At 69.4% G+C, this 23,262-nt stretch carries 20 protein-coding genes and 2 tRNA genes; 12 read left to right on the top strand and 10 right to left on the bottom strand.

Annotated elements, in window-relative coordinates:
* Window positions 1–91 precede the first annotated feature (91 nt).
* Together tig and ACH492_RS20625 are read right to left on the bottom strand one after the other, a co-directional pair.
* A complete protein-coding gene (gene tig / locus ACH492_RS20630) occupies window positions 92–1,483 on the bottom strand; it encodes a trigger factor (protein WP_398988554.1) in 1,392 nt (463 codons plus the stop codon).
* A gap of 197 nt (window positions 1,484–1,680) precedes the next feature.
* A tRNA-Pro gene (locus tag ACH492_RS20625) sits at window positions 1,681–1,757 on the bottom strand.
* A gap of 165 nt (window positions 1,758–1,922) precedes the next feature.
* Here ACH492_RS20625 and ACH492_RS20620 point away from each other — a divergent pair.
* From ACH492_RS20620 to ACH492_RS20610, 3 genes are all read left to right on the top strand, one after another.
* Window positions 1,923–1,993 (top strand) — tRNA-Gly (locus ACH492_RS20620).
* A 369-nt stretch (window positions 1,994–2,362) separates the two neighbouring features.
* Window positions 2,363–2,776, top strand: coding sequence for a hypothetical protein (locus tag ACH492_RS20615; RefSeq protein WP_398988552.1), 414 nt, complete (start codon window positions 2,363–2,365; stop codon window positions 2,774–2,776).
* A complete protein-coding gene (locus ACH492_RS20610; RefSeq protein WP_398988550.1) occupies window positions 2,773–2,916 on the top strand; it encodes a hypothetical protein in 144 nt (47 codons plus the stop codon). The genes ACH492_RS20615 and ACH492_RS20610 overlap by 4 nt, the downstream gene beginning before the upstream one ends.
* Before the next feature lie 144 nt (window positions 2,917–3,060).
* Here the strand turns inward: ACH492_RS20610 and ACH492_RS20605 are convergent, their stop codons facing one another.
* A complete protein-coding gene (locus ACH492_RS20605) occupies window positions 3,061–3,255 on the bottom strand; it encodes a hypothetical protein (protein ID WP_215097656.1) in 195 nt (64 codons plus the stop codon).
* A gap of 423 nt (window positions 3,256–3,678) precedes the next feature.
* On the opposite strand from ACH492_RS20605, the gene ACH492_RS20600 reads away from it, so the two are divergent.
* On the top strand, window positions 3,679–4,833 hold the full coding sequence (locus ACH492_RS20600) for an acyltransferase family protein (protein WP_398988548.1): 1,155 nt from the start codon (window positions 3,679–3,681) through the stop codon (window positions 4,831–4,833).
* Window positions 4,834–4,864: 31 nt separating this feature from the next.
* Here ACH492_RS20600 and ACH492_RS20595 read toward each other — a convergent pair whose 3' ends face one another.
* Entirely contained in the window at window positions 4,865–5,326 is a 462-nt protein-coding gene (locus tag ACH492_RS20595; protein WP_398988546.1) for an HD domain-containing protein, read from the bottom strand.
* A 159-nt stretch (window positions 5,327–5,485) separates the two neighbouring features.
* Entirely contained in the window at window positions 5,486–6,631 is a 1,146-nt protein-coding gene (locus ACH492_RS20590) for a PP2C family protein-serine/threonine phosphatase (RefSeq protein ID WP_398988544.1), read from the bottom strand.
* Between the two features lie 106 nt (window positions 6,632–6,737).
* On the opposite strand from ACH492_RS20590, the gene ACH492_RS20585 reads away from it, so the two are divergent.
* A complete protein-coding gene (locus ACH492_RS20585; protein WP_398988542.1) occupies window positions 6,738–7,967 on the top strand; it encodes a GNAT family N-acetyltransferase in 1,230 nt (409 codons plus the stop codon).
* A 173-nt stretch (window positions 7,968–8,140) separates the two neighbouring features.
* Here the strand turns inward: ACH492_RS20585 and ACH492_RS20580 are convergent, their stop codons facing one another.
* Together ACH492_RS20580 and ACH492_RS20575 are read right to left on the bottom strand one after the other, a co-directional pair.
* Window positions 8,141–8,950, bottom strand: a complete 810-nt coding sequence (locus ACH492_RS20580; RefSeq protein ID WP_398988540.1) for an Fpg/Nei family DNA glycosylase — start codon at window positions 8,948–8,950, stop codon at window positions 8,141–8,143.
* A 2-nt stretch (window positions 8,951–8,952) separates the two neighbouring features.
* A complete protein-coding gene (locus tag ACH492_RS20575; RefSeq protein WP_398988538.1) occupies window positions 8,953–9,441 on the bottom strand; it encodes a ribose-5-phosphate isomerase in 489 nt (162 codons plus the stop codon).
* 184 nt (window positions 9,442–9,625) lie between these two features.
* Here ACH492_RS20575 and ACH492_RS20570 point away from each other — a divergent pair, with 184 nt between their 5' ends.
* Window positions 9,626–11,104, top strand: a complete 1,479-nt coding sequence (locus tag ACH492_RS20570; protein ID WP_398988536.1) for an amino acid permease — start codon at window positions 9,626–9,628, stop codon at window positions 11,102–11,104.
* On the opposite strand, the gene ACH492_RS20565 is transcribed toward ACH492_RS20570, so the two are convergent.
* Entirely contained in the window at window positions 11,068–12,879 is a 1,812-nt protein-coding gene (locus ACH492_RS20565) for a protein kinase (protein WP_398989194.1), read from the bottom strand. The two genes, ACH492_RS20570 and ACH492_RS20565, sit on opposite strands and share 37 nt — an antisense overlap.
* Before the next feature lie 203 nt (window positions 12,880–13,082).
* On the opposite strand from ACH492_RS20565, the gene ACH492_RS20560 reads away from it, so the two are divergent.
* Window positions 13,083–13,808 carry a hypothetical protein gene (locus ACH492_RS20560; RefSeq protein WP_398988534.1) on the top strand — a complete coding sequence of 242 codons (726 nt, stop codon included), beginning with the start codon at window positions 13,083–13,085 and terminating at the stop codon, window positions 13,806–13,808.
* Between the two features lie 57 nt (window positions 13,809–13,865).
* Here ACH492_RS20560 and ACH492_RS20555 read toward each other — a convergent pair whose 3' ends face one another.
* On the bottom strand, window positions 13,866–14,450 hold the full coding sequence (locus ACH492_RS20555; protein WP_398988532.1) for a biotin transporter BioY: 585 nt from the start codon (window positions 14,448–14,450) through the stop codon (window positions 13,866–13,868).
* A 383-nt stretch (window positions 14,451–14,833) separates the two neighbouring features.
* Between ACH492_RS20555 and ACH492_RS20550 the strand changes: the two genes are divergently transcribed.
* The 3 genes from ACH492_RS20550 (at window position 14,834) to ACH492_RS20540 (ending at window position 18,404) form a co-directional block, all read left to right on the top strand.
* Entirely contained in the window at window positions 14,834–16,270 is a 1,437-nt protein-coding gene (locus ACH492_RS20550; protein WP_398988530.1) for an amino acid permease, read from the top strand.
* A 308-nt stretch (window positions 16,271–16,578) separates the two neighbouring features.
* Window positions 16,579–17,673 carry a glycerophosphodiester phosphodiesterase family protein gene (locus ACH492_RS20545; RefSeq protein ID WP_398988528.1) on the top strand — a complete coding sequence of 365 codons (1,095 nt, stop codon included), beginning with the start codon at window positions 16,579–16,581 and terminating at the stop codon, window positions 17,671–17,673.
* Window positions 17,674–17,762: 89 nt separating this feature from the next.
* A complete protein-coding gene (locus ACH492_RS20540) occupies window positions 17,763–18,404 on the top strand; it encodes a superoxide dismutase (protein ID WP_398988526.1) in 642 nt (213 codons plus the stop codon).
* Window positions 18,405–18,552: 148 nt separating this feature from the next.
* Here ACH492_RS20540 and ACH492_RS20535 read toward each other — a convergent pair whose 3' ends face one another.
* Complete coding sequence (locus tag ACH492_RS20535; protein ID WP_398988524.1) at window positions 18,553–19,206, bottom strand: DsbA family protein; 654 nt, start codon at window positions 19,204–19,206, stop codon at window positions 18,553–18,555.
* A 134-nt stretch (window positions 19,207–19,340) separates the two neighbouring features.
* Here ACH492_RS20535 and pepN point away from each other — a divergent pair, with 134 nt between their 5' ends.
* Together pepN and ACH492_RS20525 are read left to right on the top strand one after the other, a co-directional pair.
* Window positions 19,341–21,923 carry an aminopeptidase N gene (pepN, locus tag ACH492_RS20530; RefSeq protein ID WP_398988522.1) on the top strand — a complete coding sequence of 861 codons (2,583 nt, stop codon included), beginning with the start codon at window positions 19,341–19,343 and terminating at the stop codon, window positions 21,921–21,923.
* Between the two features lie 303 nt (window positions 21,924–22,226).
* Window positions 22,227–23,258, top strand: coding sequence for a hypothetical protein (locus ACH492_RS20525; RefSeq protein ID WP_398988520.1), 1,032 nt, complete (start codon window positions 22,227–22,229; stop codon window positions 23,256–23,258).
* Window positions 23,259–23,262 lie beyond the last annotated feature (4 nt).

Here is a 23,262-nt window from a genome sequence, read left to right as displayed (position 1 = left end):
CGGAGCGCAAGGTGCCCAGGGGCACAGCAGTACGACTCGGGCCCCGGGCGCAGGGTGCGTCCGGGGCCCGTCGTAGGGGTCAGCGCGAGGCTCAGGCCTCGGTCTTCTCCGTGTCCCCGTCACCCTCGGTGGCGGCCTCGACCGTCTCTGCGGCGGTCTCGGCCTCGTCCTCGTCGTCCTCGAGTTCGACGGGCTCACCGTTGGTGTCGATGACCTTGACGGACTCGACGACCACGGCGAGCGCCTTGCCGCGGGCGACCTCGCCCACGAGCATCGGCACCTGGCCGCCTTCGACGACCGCCTGGGCGAACTGGTCGGGGCTCATGCCGGAGGAGGCAGCACGCCGCATGAGGTGCTCGGTGAGCTCCTCCTGGTTGACGTTCAGCTTCTCCTTGTTGACCAGCTCGTCGAGGATGAACTGGGTCTTGATGCCCTTGACCGCCTGCTCCTTGGTCTCGGCATCGAACTCTTCCTCGGTCTTGCCCTGGATCTCCAGGTACTTGGCGAGGTCGAGGCCCATCTGGGCGAGCTGGTGGTTCACCAGGTTGTGCTTACGGGTGTTGACCTCGTCCTCGAGGAGCTTCTCGGGGATCGGCACCTCGGCCAGCTTCAGCAGCTCGTCCAGGACGCGCTCCTGGGCCTGGGTGGCCTGGTCGTACTGCTTCATGTTCTCGAGGCGCTTGCGGCTGTCCGCCTTCAGCTCCTCGAGGGTGTCGAACTCGCTCGCCATCTGAGCGAAGTCGTCGTCGAGCTCGGGGAGTTCGCGCGCGGCGACGGCGGTGACCTTGACGGTGACCTCGGCCGCCTTGCCCTCGGCGCTGCCGCCCTTGAGCTCGGAGGTGAAGGTGGCCTCGCCGTCGGCCTCCAGGCCGGTGACGGCCTCGTCGATGCCGTCGAGCAGCTCGCCGGAGCCGATCGTGTACTGGACGCCGCTCGCGACGCCGTCCTCCAGGACCTCGCCGTCGACCTTGGCCTCGAGGTCGATCGTCACGACGTCGCCCTCGGCGGCGGCACGCTCGACCGGGTTGGTGGAGGCGAAGCGCTCGCGAAGCTGCTCAACCGACTTCTCGACGTCCTCGTCGCTGACCTCGACGGCGTCGACGGTGACCTCGATGCCGGAGTAGTCCGGGATCTCGATGGCCGGACGGATGTCGACCTCGGCGGTGAAGGCGAGCGTCTCGCCGTCCTTCAGCTCCGTGATGTCGACGTCGGGCTGGCCGAGCGGGTTGACCGAGGCCTCGTTGACCGCCTCGGTGTAGAACTTCGGGAGGGCGTCGTTGACCGCCTCCTCCAGCACCGCACCACGGCCGAACCGCTGGTCGATCACTCGGGCCGGGATCTTGCCCTTACGGAAGCCCTTGACCGTGACCTGCTGGTTGATCTTCTTGTACGCCGCGTCGAGGCTGTCCTTGAGCTCCTCGAAGGGCACCTCGACAGTGAGCCGAACCCGAGTCGGGTTCAGGGTCTCCACGGCGCTCTTCACGGTTCGGTCTCCTTGGTGGCTGATTCTGGGGTTCTGCTGCGTCCGCCGCACTGGAGGCGGCTCAGCGGATCGGCCCGGCTCTCCGTCCCACTCGCCGGCTGTTCGTCGGACGCGTCGGACACACGGGCACGCAGTTTGCATAGTAGCCGCAAGGAGGATGCGCCCCACAATGCGATCTTGAGGGGCGATCGTGCTGATGGTCGGGGTGGCCGGATTCGAACCGACGACCTTCCGCTCCCAAAGCGGACGCGCTACCAAGCTGCGCCACACCCCGTCGGTGCGACACGTAGGGTACATGCCCGCAGGCCATGCGGCTGCCGCATTCTCCGTGAGGCTTTCAGGGAGGCGTTGCGGGCGGAATGGGGTGTGCGGCAGCGGCCCCGGACCCGCTACGATGCTCTTCGTAACCGCGGCCCTCGTGACCTGCGGTGCGATGCTTGCGGGCGTAGCTCAATGGTAGAGCCCTAGTCTTCCAAACTAGCTACGCGGGTTCGATTCCCGTCGCCCGCTCTTGATGGCTCAGGGCCAGGTCGGAGGTTCATCCTCAGCCTGGCCCTGATGCGTTTCCGGTCTTCGTTGCGGCCTATGTGCCCGTTGCGTGCCCGTTCTGGTTGGGATCTTGCTTCCGTGCCCGCTCGACGACGGCGCTCAGGGCCTGGCCGATCAGCCGCTCCCGTTCGGCAGTGGCGCGCATGGAGCCGAACTGCGCGCCGGGTGCACTTGTCGCCCGTGGATCACGGGATCGCATGAGGGCCTGTCTCGCGGGCCAGGTGTCGTGGAACCGGGCATGGCAGTTTTGCGTTTTCCGCTTACGTGACGTGACATGTTCCTACGCTGGGTTGCCGGCGAGTCGAGGCCGAGAGTGTCAGGGGGTCGGGAATGAGTGCGGAGATCGTTCAGTATGTGGCGCAGGCGGGGCCGTATCTGACGGCAGCTCTGGGGGCTTATGGCGCTGGGGTGTTGACGCGGACGGAGAGCGCTGCGGTCGAGGCGACGGCGAATGTGGGGCGGCGCATGCTGCAGGCGGTGTGGCGTCGCCGTGACCAGGAGGGTCGTGCCGAGCTGGAGGCGGCGGTGCAGGACGCAGTGGATGAGCCGGAGGATGAGGATGCGGCGGCTGCGTTGCGCCAGCAGATCAAGCGGGCGTTGCGGGAGGACGGGGAACTGTTGCGGGAGCTGGCGGGATTGCTGCCGGCCGGGCCGGTGACGGTGACCGCGTCGGGTGAGCGGGCGATTGCCGCACAGACGATCACCAACGCGATCACCGGTGACAATGCCACTGTGCAGCCGTGAGCGGTACAGACCCGGCCGCGGCGAGTGCGCCGCCGGGGGCTGCGAATCTGCCGGGATCGGCGTCCGGGGTGTTCGTCGGCCGGGCCGGTGAGCTGGAGCGGCTGCAGGAGCTGCTGGCCACGAGGGTGAGGCCGCTGTGATCCAGCCTCAGGCCCAGAGCCGGACGCGGGCGATCCACGAACTGGCTACGCGGGTTCGATTCCCGTCGCCCGCTCTCTTCAGGCATCAGGCCCGGCTCGGTTGTTGTTCAACCGAGCCGGGCCTGAGGCGTTTCCAGCTTCAGGTCAGAAGTTGATCTGGTTGATGGTGTCGGCTATCGAGTCGAGGAACCTGTTGATCGACGGCGCCATGCCCGTCGAGGCGAGGAAGAAGCCGAACAGCACCGCGACTATCGCGGGTCCGGCCTTGATTGAGCCGCCGCGGATCAGCACCACGAGGATGATCGCCAACAGAAGCACCACAGACAGCGAAATGGCCACAACTGATCACACCCCTGGGTCGGTCCGCCTTGCCGGCCTGGGAGCGTGCGGCCCAGCACACCCCCGCCTTGACCATCGTGCCACCAACAGCCCCGTACATGCTGCCCGCTGACGAATCATCGATGACGGGATCACGCCATCCACGCGCCCGCGCACGCCAGGGGCGAAGGGGCGACTCGGCCGCCGGGGTGAAATGCGGGAAGGAATTCGGCCTGATCGTTGCCATGCCCCCACACGTCGCACACGAGAAATTCGAAGGTGGTTGGTGAGGAAATTCACGTGGTCACAAGGGCGTGACGATATGCCCCATTTAAGGGGGATTAATTGGGGCATAGTGGGCGGTTGGTGGCCGTTTCAGATTCGAATGGGGGGCATCCGTAGGGGGTTTTACTAAATCGAATCGGCGAGGCTAGGGTGCCTCAGATGTTCCACGCTCCGCATGAATATCAGAGGGCCCCGCTCCCCCAGGCCCGGGAGTCGGAGCCCGTCCCTACGACGCAGAAGACGGCCACACCGGCCGTCACGGCGCCTGCCGAGAAGGCTGCCGCGAAGTCCACCAGGCGAGACGCCTACTTCGACAACGCGAAGTATCTGGCCATCGTGCTCGTGGCCGTGGCCCACGCATGGGAGCCGGTGATGGAGGGCAGCCGCGCCTCCCGGGCGCTGTACATGCTCGTCTACACCTTCCACATGCCGGCCTTCATCCTCGTCTCCGGGTACTTCTCGCGGAGCTACACCGGCAGGCCCGACCAGCTCAGACGCATGCTGACCGGGATCGCCGTGCCGTACATCGTCTTCGAGGTGGTCTACTCCCTCTTCCGGCGATGGGCGCAGCACGCCCCCGAGCAGCCGATCAGCCTGCTCGACCCCTTCTATCTGACCTGGTTCCTGGTCGCCCTGTTCATCTGGCGGCTGACGACGCCGCTGTGGCGGCTGATCCGGTGGCCGCTGCCGGTCGCGCTCGCCCTGGCCTCGCTCGCCGCGCTGACGCCGAACATCGGGGCGGACCTCAATCTCCAGCGCGTGCTGCAGTTCCTGCCGTTCTTCGTGCTCGGGCTGTGTCTGAAGCCCGAGCACTTCCAACTGGTGCGGCGGCGCGAGGTCCGGCTGCTGGCGCTGCCGCTCTTCGCGGGCGCGGGCGTCTTCGCGTACTGGGCCGCTCCCCGGATGGATCTGGGCTGGCTCTACCGCTCCAGCAGCGCGCAGGACCTGGGTGTGCCGTGGTGGTCGGGGATTGTGATGACCCTCGCGTTCTTCGGGTGCGCGGTGCTGCTCACTGCCGGGTTCCTGGCGTGGGTGCCGCGCCGCAGGACGTGGTTCACGGTGCTGGGCGCGGGCACGATCTGCGGCTATCTGCTGCACGGCCTGCTGATCAAGGCCGCGGACTACGGGCATGTCTTCCAGGAGAACGCCTGGCTGAGCACGCCCGGCGGCGAGATCGTGGTGACGCTGGTCGCCGCGGCCGTGGTGACGCTGCTGTGCACGCCGCCGGTGCGGCGGGTGATGCGGTGTGTGACAGAGCCGGAGATGGCGTGGGCGTTCCGGCGGGACGTGACGGAGCTGGGGCCCCGGCGCTGACCCGCTGAATCAGTCGCGCTTATCCGCTGAATCAGTCGGTGGGCTGCTCGTCCGGCAGGCCCAGCAGGCCGCGCATCTTCGCGTACTTCGCCGTCAGCCGGGTCCGCGTCGCCTCGTCGAGGGCGGCGAGGCGCGCCGGGTCGGCATTGTGCGCGAGGTCGGCCTCCTTGACGAGGCGGGCGCCGGGCGTGGCGAGAATGCGCCGTGCGTAGTCCTGCGGGTCCTCGTCCTCACCCTTGGTGAGGGCCAGGACCATGTCTTTGACGGACTGCGGCAGCGCGGCCGCGTCCAGCCATTCGCGGGTGAGCACCTCGTCCTCGACGGCGTCGTGCAGCCACCCGGCCGCGATCTGCTCCTCGCTCCCGCCGCGGGCGCGTACGCCTTCGGCCACGGCGGCGAGATGCTCGGTGTAGGGGCGTCCCGACTTGTCCTTCTGGGCGGCGTGCGCCTCACGGGCGATGGCCTCGACCTCGGTGAGCGTGAGATACGGCATGGGACGACTGTACGGGCGTACGGTGCGCCGTTACGCAGGCGCTCCGGCGAAGGCGGGTGTGGTCGGGGCGGTCAACGCGCGGCGATCCGCGCCGAGTTCGTGCGGGAAGGTGTCCACGAGGCCGGCGGATCGGGGGTGGGGCGCAACCCCACCCCGCGCTCACGCGTCCCGGCAGAGCAGCAGCAGCGCCCGGTCGTCGTTGACGTCCTTCGCGACCGCCTCGATCAGATGCCAGGCCGCGCCCTCGAAGCCGGAGGCGACATATCGGTCGGCCTCGCCGGTGAGGCGGTCGATGCCCTCGCTGATGTCACGGCCGGAGGCCTCCACCAGGCCGTCGGTGAAGAGCATCAGTACGTCGCCGGGGCGCAGGGAGCCCTTGACCGGGTCGAACTGGGCCCGGTCGTAGACGCCCAGCAACGGCCCCTCCGCGGACTTCTCCTCCCAGCGGCCGCTGCCCGCGTTCAGCTGGAGCGCCGGCAGATGGCCCGCCGACAGCAGCTCGTAGTCCCCGGAGTCCAGGTCCAGGACGAGATGGATGGAGGTGGCGAAGCCCTCGTCCCAGTCCTGGCGGAGCAGATAGCCGTTGGCCGCGGGCAGGAAGCCGTGCGGCGGCAGCGAGCCGAGCAGCCCGCCGAAGGCGCCCGACAGCAGCAGCGCGCGGGACGCCGCGTCCATGCCCTTGCCCGAGACGTCGGTGAGGATGACCTCGAGGGTGCGGCCGCCGTTCGTACGGGCCGCGACCACGAAGTCGCCGGAGAAGGACTGGCCGCCGGCCGGGCGCAGCGACATCTCGCGGTGCCAGCCCTTCGGCAGCCGCGGCAGGGCGCTCTGTATTCGGATGCGTTCGCGCAGGTCGAAGAGCATCGTCCCGCCACGCCGCCAGGGCACGCCGACCCGGGCCCGGAACTGCGCGATGAGCAAGCCGAAGAAGCCGCACGCGGCGACTACCAGGACCGTGCCCGGGGTGACCCTGGCCGGGCCCTCGGCGTACGGGCCGAGCACGACCGACTCGACGATCAGAGCCGCCGCGGCCGCCGCGTACAGACCCAGCAGGTTCGCCGGGCGCAGCAGCAGACCGCCGGCCACGATCGGCAGGACCAGCGCCGCCGGGGACACCCAGACGGGCATCACGACCGTGCCCCAGGTGAAGGCGGGGATGGTCAGCAGCAGCCCGACCAGCGCGATCCAGTCGGAGCCGTCGCCGCGGAAGTAGTCGACCCCGGATTTGCGCAGCGCAATACGGGCCCGGTGCACTGCCTTGCGCAACCGGGCCGTGTACGAGTCTGCTGCAGAGCCGCGGGCCATTGCCGTGGACCCTATCCACACGCCCGCGTTCCGTGCAGGGGGACCCCTGTGACAATGTGTTCGAAATCGGGTCGCCCTGTTGCCGTAGCCCTGGTAGGCATGGCATATGACGATCGAGCTGCGGGTGCTGCGGCCATCCGAATGGGACGACTGGTACGGGAAGTTGATGCTCGCCTTCGGCGGGGCCGTGGAGCCGCAGGAGGAGCGCGAGCTGTGGGACTCGCTGACGGAGCTCGAGCGGTCGATCGGGGCCTGGGACGGCAACGACTGTGTCGGGACGGCCGGGGCGTTCTCGTTCGGGGTCTCGGTGCCGGGCGGCGCAATGGTGCCGGCCGCGGGCGTGACGATGGTCAGCGTGGCGGCGACGCACCGGCGGCGCGGGGTGCTCACCTCGATGATGCGCCGCCAACTGGACGACGTACGCGGCTGGGGTGAGCCGCTGGCCGTGCTGACTGCCTCCGAGCCGGAGATCTACGGACGGTTCGGCTACGGGATCGCGACCCAGCAGATGTCCGCGCAGATCGACACGGTCCGGGGGCGGATCACCGTCCCGGAGGGCGCCGACGCCGTCCGGCTGCGGTTCGCCAAAGTCGCGGATGTCGCCGCGGAGTGCGAGGCGGTGTACGTACGCAGCATCGGCTCACGGCCGGGCATGCTCGCCCGCAAGCCGGGCTGGGAGCGGCTGCCGCTGCTCGACCTGCCGGGCGAGCGGGACGGCGCGTCGCCGATGCAGTGTGTGGTCGCCGAGCGGCAGGGCGAGATCGTCGGCTTCGTCCGCTACCACAACAAGCCGGAGTGGGAGCCCCGCGGGCCGAGCGGCACCATCACCCTGCGGCACATCGAGGCGCTCGACCCCGTGACGTACGCCGTGCTGTGGCGCTTCCTCTTCGACATCGACCTGACGGTGAAGGTGGTGGCTCACAACCGGCCCGTGGACGATCCGCTGCTGCATCTCGTCAACGATGTGCGGCGGCTCGAAATGCGGGTGCGGGACGGGCTGTTCGTACGGCTGGTGGATCTGGGCGCAGCGCTGGAGGCGCGTACGTACCGGACGCCGGTGGATGTGGTCTTCGACGTCGATGACGCCTTCTGTCCCTGGAACGGCGGACGTTGGCGGCTGACCGGCGACGGCAAGGGCGCGTCCTGCAAGCGGACCGACGACGACGCCGATCTGGCGCTGTCCGTACGGGAGTTGGGCTCGGCCTATCTGGGCGGGGTGTCGCTGGCGGCGCTCGCGGGCGCGGGCCGGGTGCGGGAGTTGCGGCAGGGGGCGCTGGCCGAGGCGTCGTCGGCCTTCATCAGCGATGTCGCGCCCTGGCTGCCGCACGGCTTCTAGCCGGACCCCCGGGGGGCTCCGCCCCAGACCCCGCGCCTCAATCTCCCGCGGACGAAGCCTGGGGGAGATTGAGGACAACGCCCGAAGGGCGTACCGGGGTCTGGGGGCGCAACCCAGTCACGGGAAGTGGGGGTCCCCCACGCCCGCCAGGGCGTAGGGGGAGGGTCGGGGAACTATCCCTGCTGGCAGGACGCGCACCAGAAAAGATTGCGCGCGGCGAGACCGGCGGTGCGGATCTCGCCGCCGCAGACATGGCAGGGCAGTTGCGCCCGGCGGTAGACGTAGACCTCGCCGCCGTGGTCGTCGACGCGCGGCGGACGCCCCATCACCTCGGGGGTGTGCTCGGGCCGGACGGTGTCGATGCGGTTGTTGCGTACCCCCTCGCGCATCAGCTCCACGAGGTCCGTCCAGATCACGGTCCACTCGGCGCGGCGGAGGTCCTTGCCCGCGCGGTAGGGGTCGATGCCGTGCCGGAAGAGGACCTCGGCGCGGTAGACATTGCCGACGCCAGCGATGACCTTCTGGTCCATCAGCAGCGCGGCGATGGTGGTGCGGGAGCGGGAGACGCGGGCCCAGGCCCCGTCAGGATCGTCGTCGGCGCGCAGCGGGTCGGGGCCGAGGCGGTCGTGTATCGCCTGCTTCTCGCAGTCGGTGATCAGCGCGCAGGCGGTGGGGCCGCGCAGATCGACGTATGCGGTGGGGCAGGCCAGCCGCAGCCGGACCGTGTCGGTCGGCGGGGGCGCGGGCGCATCGCCGAAGTTCACCTTGCCGAAGAGGCCTAGGTGGATATGGACCCAGCCGAGCGGGCCGAAGCCGAGGAAGAGGTGCTTGCCGTGCGCCTCGGTGCTCTCCATGACCTGGCCGTCGAGCAACGCCGCGCTGTCGGAGAACTTCCCCTGCGGGCTGCTCGCCCGCACAGGCCGGCCGCCGAACCTCTCGAAGTGGTCGGCGGCCAGTCGGTGGATCGTGTGACCCTCGGGCACGCTCAGCCCTGCTGCGGGTGGTGCGCCGGGATCGGGGGGAGCTCGCCGGTCGTCTCATACGCCGTGAGCATCTCGATGCGCCGGGTGTGACGCTCCTCACCCGAGTACGGCGTTGTGAGGAAGATCTCGACGAACTTCGTCGACTCCTCCAGCGTGTGCATCCGGCCGCCGATGGCGACGACGTTGGCGTCGTTGTGCTCACGGCCGAGTGCGGCCGTCTGCTCGCTCCAGGCGAGTGCGGCACGCACGCCCTTGACCTTGTTCGCGGCGATCTGCTCGCCGTTGCCGGAGCCGCCGATCACGATGCCGAGGCCGTCCGGGTCCGCGGCCGTCTTCTCGGCGGCACGCAGGCAGAACGGCGGGTAGTCGTCCTGGGCGTCGTAGATGTGGGGGCCGCAGTCGACGGGCTCGTGGCCATGGGCCGTGAGCCACTCGACGAGGTGGTTCTTGAGTTCGAAGCCGGCATGGTCGGAGCCGAGGTACACGCGCATGGTCAAAGTGTGGCACGCGCGGGGCTGGGTAGCGGCCAGCGGGGTCCGGACCTGTCAGCGGTCGCGGGCCTTTCGGTTACCGCATCGACCTAACGATACGGAGACGGGTCTTCCGTCATCAGGTGTCGCAGGTTTGAATGCGGGGGCTCGTAACCCGAGTGCTCTCGAACCTAAGGAATCGTCCATGACCTCGCAGCAGACCCTCACGAAGGAAGGCGGAAAGCCCGAAACACCCGGGAATCCGCAGCCCTCCGACGGTCTCCAGGCCGGTCTCAAGAACCGCCATCTGTCCATGATCGCCATCGGCGGCGTGATCGGCGCGGGCCTGTTCGTCGGCTCCAGTTCCGGTATCGCCGCGGCAGGCCCGGCCATCCTTCTGTCATACGCACTCGTGGGCGCGCTGGTCGTCTTCGTGATGCGGATGCTCGGTGAGATGGCCGCCGCCAACCCGACCTCCGGCTCCTTCTCCGCCTACGCGGACCGGGCGCTCGGCCGCTGGGCCGGGTTCTCGATCGGCTGGCTGTACTGGTTCTTCTGGGTCGTGGTGCTGGCCGTCGAGGCGACGGCCGGAGCGAAGATCCTCGAAAGCTGGATGCCGGCGGTCCCGCAGTGGGGCTGGGCGCTGATCGTGATGGTCGTACTGACGGCGACGAACCTCGCGTCGGTGTCGTCGTACGGAGAGTTCGAGTTCTGGTTCGCGGGCATCAAGGTCGTCGCGATCAGCGCGTTCGTACTGATCGGTGTGCTCGCGGTCTTCGGGGTGCTGCCCGGCTCGGACAACCCCGGTGCGGGCTTCGCACACCTCACCGACGCCGGCGGATTCCTGCCGAACGGCGCGGGCGCGATCCTGACCGGTGTGCTGATGGTCGTCTTCTCCTTCATGGGCAGCGAGATCGTGACCCTGGCCGCCGGTGAGTCCGAGGACCCGCAGCGCGCGGTCACCAAGGCGACGAACAGCGTGATCTGGCGGATCGGCGTCTTCTACCTGGGCTCCATCTTCGTGGTGCTGACGCTGCTGCCGTGGAACGACAAGTCGATCCTCGACAAGGGCTCGTACGTCGCCGCCCTCGACTCGATCGGCATCGCGCACGCAGGCCAGATCATGAACGTGATCGTGCTGACGGCCGTCCTGTCGTGCCTCAACTCCGGGCTCTACACCGCCTCCCGGATGGCGTTCTCGCTCGGGCAGCGCGGCGATGCGCCGAAGGCCTTCGCCCGGACGAATTCGCGTGGCGTGCCGAAGGCGGCCATTCTCGGGTCCGTGATCTTCGGCTTCCTCGCCGTCTTCTTCAACTACAAGTGGCCGGACACCGTCTTCGCGTTCCTGCTGAACTCGTCCGGCGCGGTCGCGCTGTTCGTGTGGCTGGTCATCTGCGTCACCCAGCTGCGGATGCGCGGGATCATCCAGCGCGAGACGCCGGAGAAGCTCGTCGTGCGGATGTGGCTCTTCCCGTATCTGACCTGGCTGACCATCGCGATGATCCTTTTCGTGCTGGGCTACATGGTCTACGACGGGGGCGACGCACGGGATCAGGTGCTGCTGTCTCTGCTGGTGGCGGCGGTGGTGATCGCGATCGCGGTCGGCCGTGAGAGGTTCGGGCGCCGCGGCACGGAGATCGAGCTGGATCAGAGCGGTGTGAAGGACTCGGTCACCCGGTCGTAGTTGGTCAGCGCGGCGCGCCGGGCGGCGGCGTCGTACCAGATGTTGAGCTGGTACGACTTGCCGCCGGCGGTGAAGCCGAGCTGGCTGGCGCGCCAGGGTGCGCCGTCCTGGGTGAAGACGTACTCCCAGATGATCGCGGGGTTGCCGCGGAAGGTGGTGCGTTCCAGGCGGAGCTTGCGGTAGCCGGGGGCGTCGTGGCTGTCGCGTTCGAACTGCTGCCATTGGGTGAGGAGATCGCCGCCTCGTGCGAGTGCGTACGAGGCGGCGATTTCTTGTGTCCCGTCCGGCGAGTGGTAGTGGACGTTGGAGGGGCTTTTCGCACTGCGGGTCCAGGCCTTGGGGGGCGCCCAGGCGAAGCCGGTCTCGCTGCGGGTGCCGGGGGGTGGGGTGGTGGGGGGTGGGGTGGTGGGGGGTGCTTGTGAGGTGCCGGCCACGGTGGGGGGCGGCGACGTGGCTTCGAGGCGGTTGCCGGGGTGCCCGTCCTGGCCATGGGATGTGAGGACGAGGACGAGGGTGACCGCGGCGAGGGCGGCGGTGGCGGTGGCGATGAGGGCGCGGCTGGGGATGGGGGTGCGCTTGGGGGGCCGGGCTTCGGGCCCCTGGGTTGCGCCGGGCTCGGTGCGGGGAGTTTGTTCCCCCACCCCGCCCCTTCCCTGAACCGGGGGCAATCCCCCGGGCCCCCAGCCTGCGCGGCCCTCCGTGCGCGCAGGCGCGGGCACCGGCGGCGCGAGCCCCGCGGCGGGCTCTGCCTCGCCCTCGGCGGGCGGGACCGCGTCTTTGGGAGCGGGCCCCGGCCTGGTCGCGGGTGCCCCGGAGGGCGACCGGTCCACAGCGGGCGCGGGCCCGGGTGTTGGGCCGTCCACCGGAGGTGCGGGCGCCGGGGCGAGCTCCGCGCTGGTAGGAGCAGGCTGTGGCACGGCAACAGGAACAGGCGCGGGAACAGGAACAGGCTCGGGCTCGGGCTCGGACTCCGCGGGCACGGGTTCCAAGGGCGGCGGTGGGGGCGGGACGAGGAGTGTGGGGACGTACGCCGAAGTCGCCCTCGTCAGCATCGTCTCCAGCGCGTCCAGCGTCGGGCGGGCCTCCGGGTCCTTCACCAGCAGCGACGCCAGTACCGGGCTCAACGGTCCTGCGTCCGACGGGAGTTCGGGCTCCTCGTACAGCACCGCGTGGAGCGTCGCCAGCGTCGTCGGGCGGGCGAAAGGGGACTGGCCCGCCACCGCCGCGCACAGGGTGGCGCCCAGCGACCACAGGTCCGACGCAGGGCCCTGCGGGCGGCCGCCCACCCGTTCCGGGGCCATGTAGTCCGGGGAGCCCACCAGCATCCCCACCACCGTCAGCGCCTTGGCGTCCTGGATCGCGGCGATGCCGAAGTCCGTCAGGACCACCCGGCCGGACCGGCCCAGCAGGATGTTGCCGGGCTTGATGTCACGGTGCAGCACTCCCACCGCGTGGACCTCGCGCAACGCCGCCACCACACCGAGACCGATGCGCGCGGCCTCGCGCGAGGACACCGGGCCGTCCTCCACCAGCAATCGTTCCAGGGACCGGGATTCGACGAGCTCCATCACGATCCACAGCCGGTCGCTCTCCTCGACCACGTCGTAGACCCGCACCACATTGGGGTGGTCGGTACGCGCGGTCGCACGCGCCTCGCGCAGGGTGCGTTCGCGGCGGATACGGGTGTCCTCCGCGTCCGCGTCGTCCATCCGCATCTCTTTGACCGCGACCGGCCGGTCAAGAATTACATCGGCCGCCCGCCACACCCGCCCCATTCCCCCCTGCCCAATGCTTTCGTCCAGCCGGTAACGCCCCGCCACCAATAGCCCTGGGATACCCGGCATTCCCTTCCTCCCCGTCAGCCCCTGCTGCGACCAGGACAGAAGCATGAACTTTCCCCCATGACAGCATAGTTCGCCGCAATCTTGTGGAACCCTTCTTGTACGCACTGTCCGATGTGCATCAAGGGGGCTGGGAAATGCAGGTATTGAAAAGGTCAGGAAAATCCTCGGGGGCATTCATCGCGTTCATTGCGGCGGTCGTACTGACTCTTCCGGTCAGCGCGCACGCCGCCGACGACCCCACGCCCGGGAGCAGCAAGGGGGGCTCCCCCGGGCCCGCCGCACCCGCGGACGTGAAGATCACCACCGAGTTGCCGGTGAAGATCACCGTCAAGAACAAGAGCGAGCAGACCACCGTGACAGCGAAGGTCAAGAACAGCGGGAGCAAGGACAGCGGACCCATCACCCTCTCCGTCGTCGGGTTCGACGGTATGCGGATCACCGGCGTCGAGGGTTGCATGCCCATCCCCGAGGCGCGCCTCCCCCAGGGCTCCAACAGCGGCTTCGCCTGCGTCATCGACAACCTCGCCGCCGGCAAGGACCGTTCGTATCAGGTGGCCGCGACATTCGATCTGCAGAAGACCGGCAAGATCTGCCTCCCGGTCACTGTCGGCACCAGCGAGAAGCTGATCTGGCAGCAGGGCCCCGTCCCCTTCGGCGCATCGCAGCCGACGCCCAACGCCCCCGACACTCCCCTGCTGCTCGGCACCGAGAATGTGCCCTTCGGGCCGCAGAAGCCACCGGCCGCCGAGCTGCCGCGCACCGGTCCGCCGGACGGCACCCTGCCGCTCGCACTGGCCGCACTCGCGCTCCTCGTGATCGGCGGCACGGGGATCTGGTGGACGACCCGGAGCGAACGGTAAGCAGGCAGGGCCCGCGGCCGTCGTCGGTCGCGGGCCCCAGTCCTCAACACGGCGTTGTCAGCCCCGTCGGTCGATGAGCTTCCATGCCGTGGGCAACGCGCCCATCGCCAGCGCCGCCTTCAGCGCGTCACCGATCAGAAAGGGCGTCAGACCGGCGGCGACGGCCTGCGACAGTGTCATGCCGGTGGCCAGCGCCAGGTACGGGACACCGACCGCATAGATGATCACGGAGCCGGCCGCCATCGCGCCCGCCGTGCGCAGCACGGAGCGGTCGGCGCCGCGGCGCGCGAGGGCGCCGACGGCCGTGGCGGCGAGCACCATGCCGAGGATGTAGCCGAAGGACGGCATCGCGTAGCCCGAGGCGCCCTGGGCGAACCAGGGCATGCCCGCCATGCCGACGACCGCGTAGAGCGCGAGGGAGAGAAAGCCGCGGCGGGCGCCGAGCGCGGTGCCGACGAGGAGGGCCGCGAAGGTCTGCCCGGAGACGGGGACCGGGGAGCCGGGGACCGGGACGGCGATCTGGGCCGCTATGCCGGTGAGCGCGGCGCCGCCGACGACCAACGCGATGTCCTTCGTACGAGATGCAGGCAGCAGGTCGGCGAGGACCGCTCCCGGGCGTGAGATGACGGAAGCAGTGCTCATCGGGACTCCGCGAAAGGTGAGGGCAGGTAAGGACAGGCTGACGGTAGCCGACCGGGAATCGCTCGATCACCGTCAGCCGGTGACAAAGGCCGACTCTGTCGCTTGGTTGGGTTCGCACAAAGGTGGCCCGTCATGCACGAGTTGGCGTGACGCTCGTCACTGAGGTCGGAGCCGAGTCGGCCCGTTTTGCGCAGTGGGGCCGAACTTGGGGAGACTGTGGGGTCCCACCAAACCATCGGGGTGCGAGAGGTACCGGCGCGAAGTGGGTGAGTGTTCACCTTGTGTGAGCATCGTGCCCGTATAGCGGACATCCGCTCCCTGTAACCGGACGCGTGCTCAGACTGTTCCCACTCCCTCTCTCAGCTACTGAACAGGGCACGCCCATGTCTCGGACTTCCGCGCCCGCGCCCGTCGACCAGCCGGTCGACACGCCGCTCTCGCACGGACTCAAGCAACGCCATCTTTCGATGATCGCTCTCGGCGGCGTCATCGGCGCCGGACTCTTCGTCGGATCCGGCGCGGGCATCGCCGCTGCCGGACCCTCGATCGTCATCGCCTATGCGATTTCCGGCCTGCTCGTCATGCTCGTGATGCGCATGCTCGGCGAGATGTCGGCGGCCAACCCGGCATCCGGCTCCTTCTCCGTGCACGCCGAGCGAGCGATCGGCCCCTGGGCCGGCTTCACCGCGGGCTGGGCGTTCTGGTTCCTGCTCTGTGTGGCCGTCGGCCTCGAAGGCATCGGCGCCGCCAAGATCATGACTGGCTGGCTGCCCGGCACACCGGAGTGGGCGTGGGTCGCCCTGTTCATGCTGGTGTTCTGCGGCACCAACCTGGCGGCTGTGAAGAACTTCGGCGAGTTCGAGTTCTGGTTCGCCGCCCTCAAGGTCGGCGCGATCGCCCTCTTCCTGGGCATCGGTGTACTGGCGATCCTCGGCATCCTGCCGGGCACCGACGCCCCAGGCACCGCCAACCTCACGGGCGACGACGGCTTCATGCCCAACGGCTCCGAGGGCCTCGTCGTCGGCCTGCTCGCCTCCGTCTTCGCATACGGCGGCCTGGAGACAGTCACCATCGCGGCGGCCGAGTCCGAGCAGCCGGTCCAGGGTGTCGCCAAGGCCGTGCGTACGGCGATGTGGCGTATCGCGCTCTTCTACATCGGCTCGATGGCGGTCATCGTGACCCTCGTACCGTGGGGCGACCCGAAGGTCGTCGAGAAGGGCCCGTACGTCGCGACCCTTGAGCATCTGGGAATCCCCGCCGCGGGCCAGATCATGAACGTGGTCGTGCTGATCGCCCTGCTCTCGGCGATGAACGCCAACGTCTACGGCGCCTCCCGCATGGCTTGCTCGCTGGTGGCCCGCGGCCAGGGCCCGAAGGCGCTGGGCAAGGTCTCCGGCGGCGTCCCGCGCATCGCCGTGCTGGTGTCCTCCGTCTTCGGCTTCGCCTGCGTGCTGCTCAGCTACTGGCGGCCCAACGACGTCTTCATGTGGTTGCTCAACATGATCGGCGCGGTGATCCTGGTCGTCTGGATCTTCATCGCCGTCTCCCAACTGGTGCTCCGCCACAAGCTGGAGCGCGAGGCGCCGGAGAAGCTCGTCGTGAAGATGTGGCTGTACCCCGCGCTGACGTGGGTGGCGCTGGCGGGCATGGCGGCGGTGTTCGTGCTGATGGCGCGGGAGGCGGATACGCGTACGCAGCTGTACTACACGGGTGGGCTGGTGCTGGCCTTGGCCGTCGTGGGGTACATCCGCCAGGTCGCGGCGGCGGCGAAGGGGGACGTGGAGCCGGAGGCGGTCGACGCGGGGGTCGGCGAGAGGTAGCCGGGGCCGTCCGGCGGCCGTTTTGTCCTCAATCTCCCTCAGACTTCGCCCGGGGGCCCCAACGGGCTTGATTTCGCACCCCGTTCGTCTTCAATCAGCAGGACAGGCTTGATGCGACGCAGCGCACCGGACCCCCGGGCCGCCACGGCCCGGGGGTCCGGTGCGTCCTGGACGGATCCAATTACCGTCGTCGCGGACGGGCTCGTAGGACATGTCCCTGACACCCTGAGTCCCCTCTGCCGCAACCCGTCGTCGGGAGCGTGGTGCACAGCGCCCCCCACGACCGGGAACCGACGAGGGAGACCCGCATGCCCGCACTGCCGAGACGCCGCTCGATTCTTCTCGCGGCCGGCGCGGCGACCGCCGCGGCCGCCGCGACCACCGTGTCCGCCTTGCCCGCCGCGGCGGCCCAGGTCCGTCAACAGCCCGGCTCCGCACGGCCGTTGGTGATCGGCCACCGCGGTTCGGCGGGCTGGCGGCCCGAGCACACCGCAGCCTCGTACACCTTCGCCGTCCAGGCCGGCGCCGACTGGATCGAGCCGGACCTCGTCCCCACCAGGGACCATGTGCTGGTCGTCCGGCACGAGAACGAGATCTCGCAGACGACGGACGTCGCGAAGCATCCGGAGTTCGCGGAGCGCCGCACCACGAAGACAGTCGACGGGCGCGCGGTGACCGGCTGGTTCACCGAGGACTTCACGCTCGCCGAGCTGAAGACCCTGCGGGCCGTGGAGCGGCTGCCGCTGGTCCGTAACCGCAACACCGTCTTCGACGGCACCCAGCAGATCATGACCTTCCAGGAGGTCGTCGACCTGGCTCGTAGGCTCTCCCGGCAGCACGGCCGCAGGATCGCCGTCTTCCCGGAGACCAAGCACCCGACGTACTTCCGCTCCATCGGCCTCCCGCTGGAGCCGGAGCTCGTACGCGTCGTGCGTCAAGGCCACCTCGACGCCCGCGAGTGCGTCGTCCAGTCCTTCGAGCCCTCCAGCCTGCTGCGCATCGCCGACGCGCGGCTGCGCCTCCCGCTCTGGCAGGCGCTGGGCACGTCCGGCGGTCCGTACGGCCACACCACGACGTACGCGCAGATGATGACCCCGGCCGGGCTGCGGGAGATCGCCGAGTACGCGGACTGGATCGGCCCGGACAAGTCTTCGGTGGTTCCGCCGTCCCCGCTGCTGGCGGACGCACACGCGGCAGGGTTGAAGGTCGGCGCGTACACCTTCCGTGCGGAGAACCAGTTCCTGCCGGCCGCGCTGCGGCGCGGCACCAACCCGAGCGAGTTCGGTGACGCCTTCGCCGAGTACGCCCTGCACTACGGCCTCGGTGTGGACGCGGTCGTCACGGACTTCCCGGACCTCGCGGTGATCGCCAGAAGCGAGGCCGGGAACGACCCGAGGTCCTAGGACCAGCGCCTGATCATGAAGCGGCCCTCCTGCTGCTAGCGTGCAGTTGCATAAGATGTGCAATAAGCAGCCGGAGGGACCGGACAGACATGGCCACATACACGCTTCCTGAACTCCCCTATGACTACGCGACGCTCGAACCGGTCATCAACCCGCAGATCATCGAGCTCCACCACGACAAGCACCACGCCGCCTACGTCAAGGGCGCCAACGACACCCTCGAGCAGCTCGAGGAGGCGCGCGACAAGGAAGCCTGGGGCGCGATCAACGGCCTGGAGAAGAACCTCGCGTTCCACCTCTCCGGCCACATCCTGCACTCGATCTACTGGCACAACATGACGGGCGACGGCGGCGGCGAACCGCTGGAGAAGGACGGCGTCGGCGAGCTCGCGGACGCGATCGCCGAGTCCTTCGGCTCCTTCGCCAAGTTCAAGTCGCAGCTGACGAAGGCCTCCGCGACCACGCAGGGCTCGGGCTGGGGCGTTCTCGCCTACGAGCCGGTCAGCGGCCGTCTGATCGTCGAGCAGATCTACGACCACCAGGGCAACGTCGGACAGGGCTCGGTCCCGATCCTGGTCTTCGACGCCTGGGAGCACGCCTTCTATCTGCAGTACAAGAACCAGAAGGTGGACTTCATCGAGGCGATGTGGAAGGTCGTCGACTGGCAGGACGTGGCGAAGCGTTACGCGTACGCCAAGCAGCGCGCGCACAGCCTTCTGCTCGTGCCGTAGCCCCGTAGCACCCTGTGAGCGTCCTGCTCGTGATCGTCTTCTCAACCTTCACTTGCAGGCGGAGTAACGAAAGACCCCCCGCGAGGACGTGACTCGCGGGGGTCCTTCCATGCGCGCGCCCCTCGGCCCACATCCGGGTCGGGTCGGGTCAGTCGAAAATGGGGCCCTGGGTGCGGGTCCGCTTGATCTCGTAGAAGCCCGGGATGGACGCCACCATCAGCGTCCCGTCCCACAGCTTTGCCGCCTCCTCGCCCTTCGGGGCCGGTGTGACCACCGGGCCGAAGAAGGCGATCTGCTGCCCGTCCGAGCCCGGGACCGCAATGACCGGGGTGCCGACGTCCTGGCCGACCTTGTCGATGCCCTCCTTGTGAGAGGCGCGCAGCTCCGTGTCGTACGCGTCGGAGTCGGCGTACTCGATCAGCTCGGCCGGCAGGCCGACCTCGTCCAGCGCCGCCGCGATCGCCTCGCGGGTCGCGCCCTCGCCCCGGTTGTGGAAGCGGGTGCCGAGCGCTGTGTAGAGCTCGCCGAGGACCTCGTCGCCGTGCTTCTGCTGCGCGGCGATCGCGACCCGGACCGGGCCCCACGCCTGCTTCATGCCCTCGCGGTACTGCTCCGGGAGCTCGTCCAGCTTGGGCTCGTTCAGCACGGCGAGGCTCATCACATGCCAGCGGACCTCGACGTCGCGGACCTTCTCCACCTCGAGCATCCAGCGGGAGGTCATCCAGGCCCACGGGCACAGGGGGTCGAACCAGAAGTCGACGGGGGTCTTGCCGGACTGGCCGGGCTTGCCGTTCTCGGACATGTCTCTCCTCGTGGGGAACGTCGCGTCTGCCTCGAACAGGCAACGCCCACCGTGACCGGCCGATTCCCGGATATCGCGTGCCAGGTGCACATGGGAGGATCGGTCCTGTTCGAACGAGACACAAAGGAGTGCCCGTGCCCGGTGAGAATCTGTCCCGCGACGAGGCCCGTAGGCGGGCCGAGCTGGTATCCGTCGACGGGTACGAGGTGGCCCTCGATCTGCGTTCCGCGGTCGGGGAGGCCCCACAGGGCGCCGGGCCGCGCACCTTCCGTTCGGTGACGACGATCCGCTTCCGCTGCGCGGAGCCGGGCACCCCGACCTTCGCCGATCTACTGGCCCCGGCGGTGACGGCCCTGACGCTGAACGGCGAGAAGCTGGACCCGGCCGCCGTCTTCGACGGCTCGCGGATCGCGCTGGACGGCCTGGCCGCGGAGAACGTGCTGGTCGTGGACGCACAGTGCGCGTACAGCCGTACGGGTGAGGGGCTGCACCGCTTCGTCGACCCGGAGGACGGCGAGGTCTACCTCTACACGCAGTACGAGCCGGCCGACGCGCGCCGGGTCTTCGTCAACTTTGAACAGCCGGACCTCAAGGCGCCGTTCCGCTTCGAGGTGACCGCGCCCGCGGGCTGGAGTGTCTGGAGCAACGGCGAGGGCGCGCTGGGCGAGGACGGGGTGTGGCGGTTCGCGGAGACGAAGCCGATCTCCACGTACATCACGGCGATCGTGGCCGGTCCGTATCACTACGAGACCGATGTCTACACGCGGACGTTCGACGACGGTTCGACGCTGAAGATCCCGCTGGGGGCGATGTGCCGCAAGGGGCTCGCCAGGCATTTCGACGCGGACGACATCTTCCTGGTGACGAAGCAGGGACTGGACTTCTTCCACGACCACTTCGACTACCCGTACCCCTTCGGGAAGTACGACCAGGCGTTCGTGCCCGAGTACAACATCGGCGCGATGGAGAACCCGGGGTGTGTGACCTTCCGCGAGGAGTTCATCTTCCGGGGGAAGGTGACGCAGGCGTCGTACGAGCGCCGGGCGAACGTCATCCTGCACGAGATGGCGCACATGTGGTTCGGCGATCTGGTCACCATGGTGTGGTGGGACGACCTGTGGCTGAAGGAGTCCTTCGCCGACTTCATGGGCTCGTTCTCGATGGTGGGGGCGACGCGGTTCACCAACGGCTGGATCACCTTCGCCAACAACCGCAAGTCGTGGGCGTACCGCGCGGACCAGCTGCCGTCGACCCATCCGATCACGGCCGACATCCGTGACCTGGAGGACGCGAAGCTCAACTTCGACGGGATCACGTACGCGAAGGGGGCGAGTGTGCTGAAGCAGCTCGTGGCGTACGTCGGGCAGGACGCGTTCCTGGAGGGCGCGCGGCGCTACTTCAAGCGCCATGCGTACGGGAACACGCGTCTTGGCGATCTGCTGACGGTGCTGGAGGAGACGTCCGGGCGGGACATGGCGGCGTGGTCGCGGTCCTGGCTGGAGACGGCGGGGGTCAACTCCCTGACTCCGGTGGTCACTTATGACGCGGGTGACCGGATCACGGAGCTCGCGGTCGTCCAGGAGGCCGCCGCCTCCCATCCGGAGCTGCGGCCGCACCGGGTGGCGGTGGGCCTGTACCGGCGCCAGGACACGGATCTGGTGCGGTACGCGCGGGCCGAGGTGGACGTCGCCGGGCCGCGGACGGTCGTGGAGGGGCTGACCGGGGCGGAGAAGCCGGAGCTGATCCTGGTCAACGACGAGGATCTGACGTACTGCAAGATCCGCTTCGACGAGGGCTCGCTGGCGACGCTGCGCGCGCACCTGGGCGACATCACGGACCCGCTGCCGCGGGCGCTGTGCTGGTCGGCGCTGTGGAATCTGACGCGGGACGCGCTGATGCCGGCGCGGGACTTCATCGACCTGGTGCTGCGGTTCGCGGGGCGCGAGTCGGACATCGGGGTGCTGCAGATGCTGCACGCGTGGGCGCGTTCCGCGCTGGAGCACTACGCCGCGCCCGCGTGGCGTGAGGAGGGCGGACGGCTGCTGGCGGAGGGTGCGCTGCGTGAGCTGCGGCTGGCCGAGCCGGGGAGCCAGCACCAGCTGACGTGGGCGCGGTTCTTCGCGGCGACGGCGACGTCGGCGGCGGATCTGCAGCTGCTGCAGGGGCTGTTGGAAGGTACCGCGAGGATCGACGGCCTTGTGGTGGACCAGGAGCTGCGCTGGGCGTTCCTGCTGCCGCTGGCCGCGCACGGGGTCGCGGACGAGTCCGTCATCGAGGCGGAACTGGCCCGCGACGACACGGCGTCGGGCAAGCGCCACCAGGTCCGCTGCCTGGCGGCGCGGCCGTCGGCGGCGGTGAAGGCTCAGGCGTGGGCGCAGGTCGTCGAGTCGGACTCACTGTCCAACGCGCTGGTGGAGGCGACGATTTCGGGCTTTGTGCAGCCGGGGCAGCGGGAGTTGCTCGCGCCGTACGTGTCGAAGTACTTCGACGCGATCGAGCGGGTGTGGGCGGAGCGGTCGATCCAGATCGGCATGGACGTGGTGAAGGGCCTGTTCCCGAGCCTCCAGGACGACGAGTCGACGCTGGCCGCGACGGACGAGTGGCTGGCATCCCACGCGGACGCGCCGCCGGCGCTGCGGAGGCTGGTACTGGAGGCAAGGGACGACCTGGCACGAGCGCTGCGGGCCCAGGCGTGCGATGGGGGTGCGGGCGCGTAGGGGTCACCGGCGCCGGGTGCGTGTGCGGGTGCTTTTCGAGGCGCTGCCCCCGTCCCCGGCAGGTGCATTCGAGGCCATGCCCCGGACCCCGGCGGGGTGAGGGTGATCGTGGGGGTGCGGGGTCCGGGGCGGAGCCCAGTTACGGGAAGGGGCGGGGTGGGGGAAAAGAACACCCCGCACCCCGATCGTCGGGGCGGCTGATCGGCAGTCGAACGTCCGTACTTTAGGGCGAGCTTGTCCCGAATTGTCGACGGGCTTGTAACAGCGGTTAGCCACCCGGTCCCCCGCGGGCATCCCCGTCGCATGAACCACAACACCCCGCTCTCCCCCCTCCCCCTCAGCCACCTCTCCGAGGTGCAGCGCCGCGTACTGACCGCAGCCCAGCTGCGTGCGCACGGGATCTCCACCGCCCGCATCACCTCGCAGTGCCTGCCGGGCGGGCCCTGGCAGTCGCTGCTGCCCGGCGTGTATCTCCTGCACCCCGGGCCGCCCACCAGCGAGGAGCGGCTGCACGGGGCCCTCCTCTACGCGGGGCGGCCGGCCCTTCCCGTCCAGGGCGAGCCCCAGGGGGCACCCGCCCCACCCCCCTACGGCGAAGCCATGGTCACCGGACTCGCCGCCCTCGCCCTGCACCGGTTCTCCTCCGCCCCGCCGCTCCTCTCCCTCGACCGGATCGACGTCCTCGTGCCCCGAACCCGGCGGCTGCGGTCGACCGGGTGTGCCCGGCTCGTACGGACGCACACGCTGCCGAGACCGGAAGAGATCACCGGCGTGCCCGTCGCGCCCGTGCCCCGCGCCCTCGCGGACGCCGTCGCGCAGCTCGCCGACGCCAGTGCCGTACGCCGACTGCTCACCGAGGCGGTCAGCGGCAGGCACTGCGAAGCCGGCGCCGTACTCAAGGAGTTGAGCCGCGCGCGGCTGCTGTCCCTCCCTCATGTCGCGGACGCCGTCGACTCGCTGCTCGCCGAGGCGCGGACCATCGCCGAGCAACGGCTGTACGACCTGGTGCGTACGCACGGGCTCCCCAACCCCCTGTGGAACGTCGACCTGCGCCTCCCCGGCGGCCCGAACCTCGGAAGCGTCGACGCCTACTGGCCCGAGCAGGCCGTCGCCGTCGAGCTGGACACCCGTGCGCCGCGCAACGACGGGGACGCCCTCTGGTCGGAGTACGTCCGCAAGCGCGAGCAGCTGGAGCGGCTCGGCATCACCGTCGTACACCTCGCGCCGAGGAGACTGCGGGAGTCGCCGGAGCAGCAGGCGACCGTAGTCCGCACGGCCCTGATGGCGGCGCCGGACCGCGATCCCGCCGCCTATGTGATGGTGCTCCCGCGCTGAGCGG

The organism is Streptomyces sp. NPDC019443 (assembly GCF_044389785.1).
GTDB lineage: Bacteria > Actinomycetota > Actinomycetes > Streptomycetales > Streptomycetaceae > Streptomyces.
This window is presented reverse-complemented; position numbering and strand designations above follow the sequence as displayed.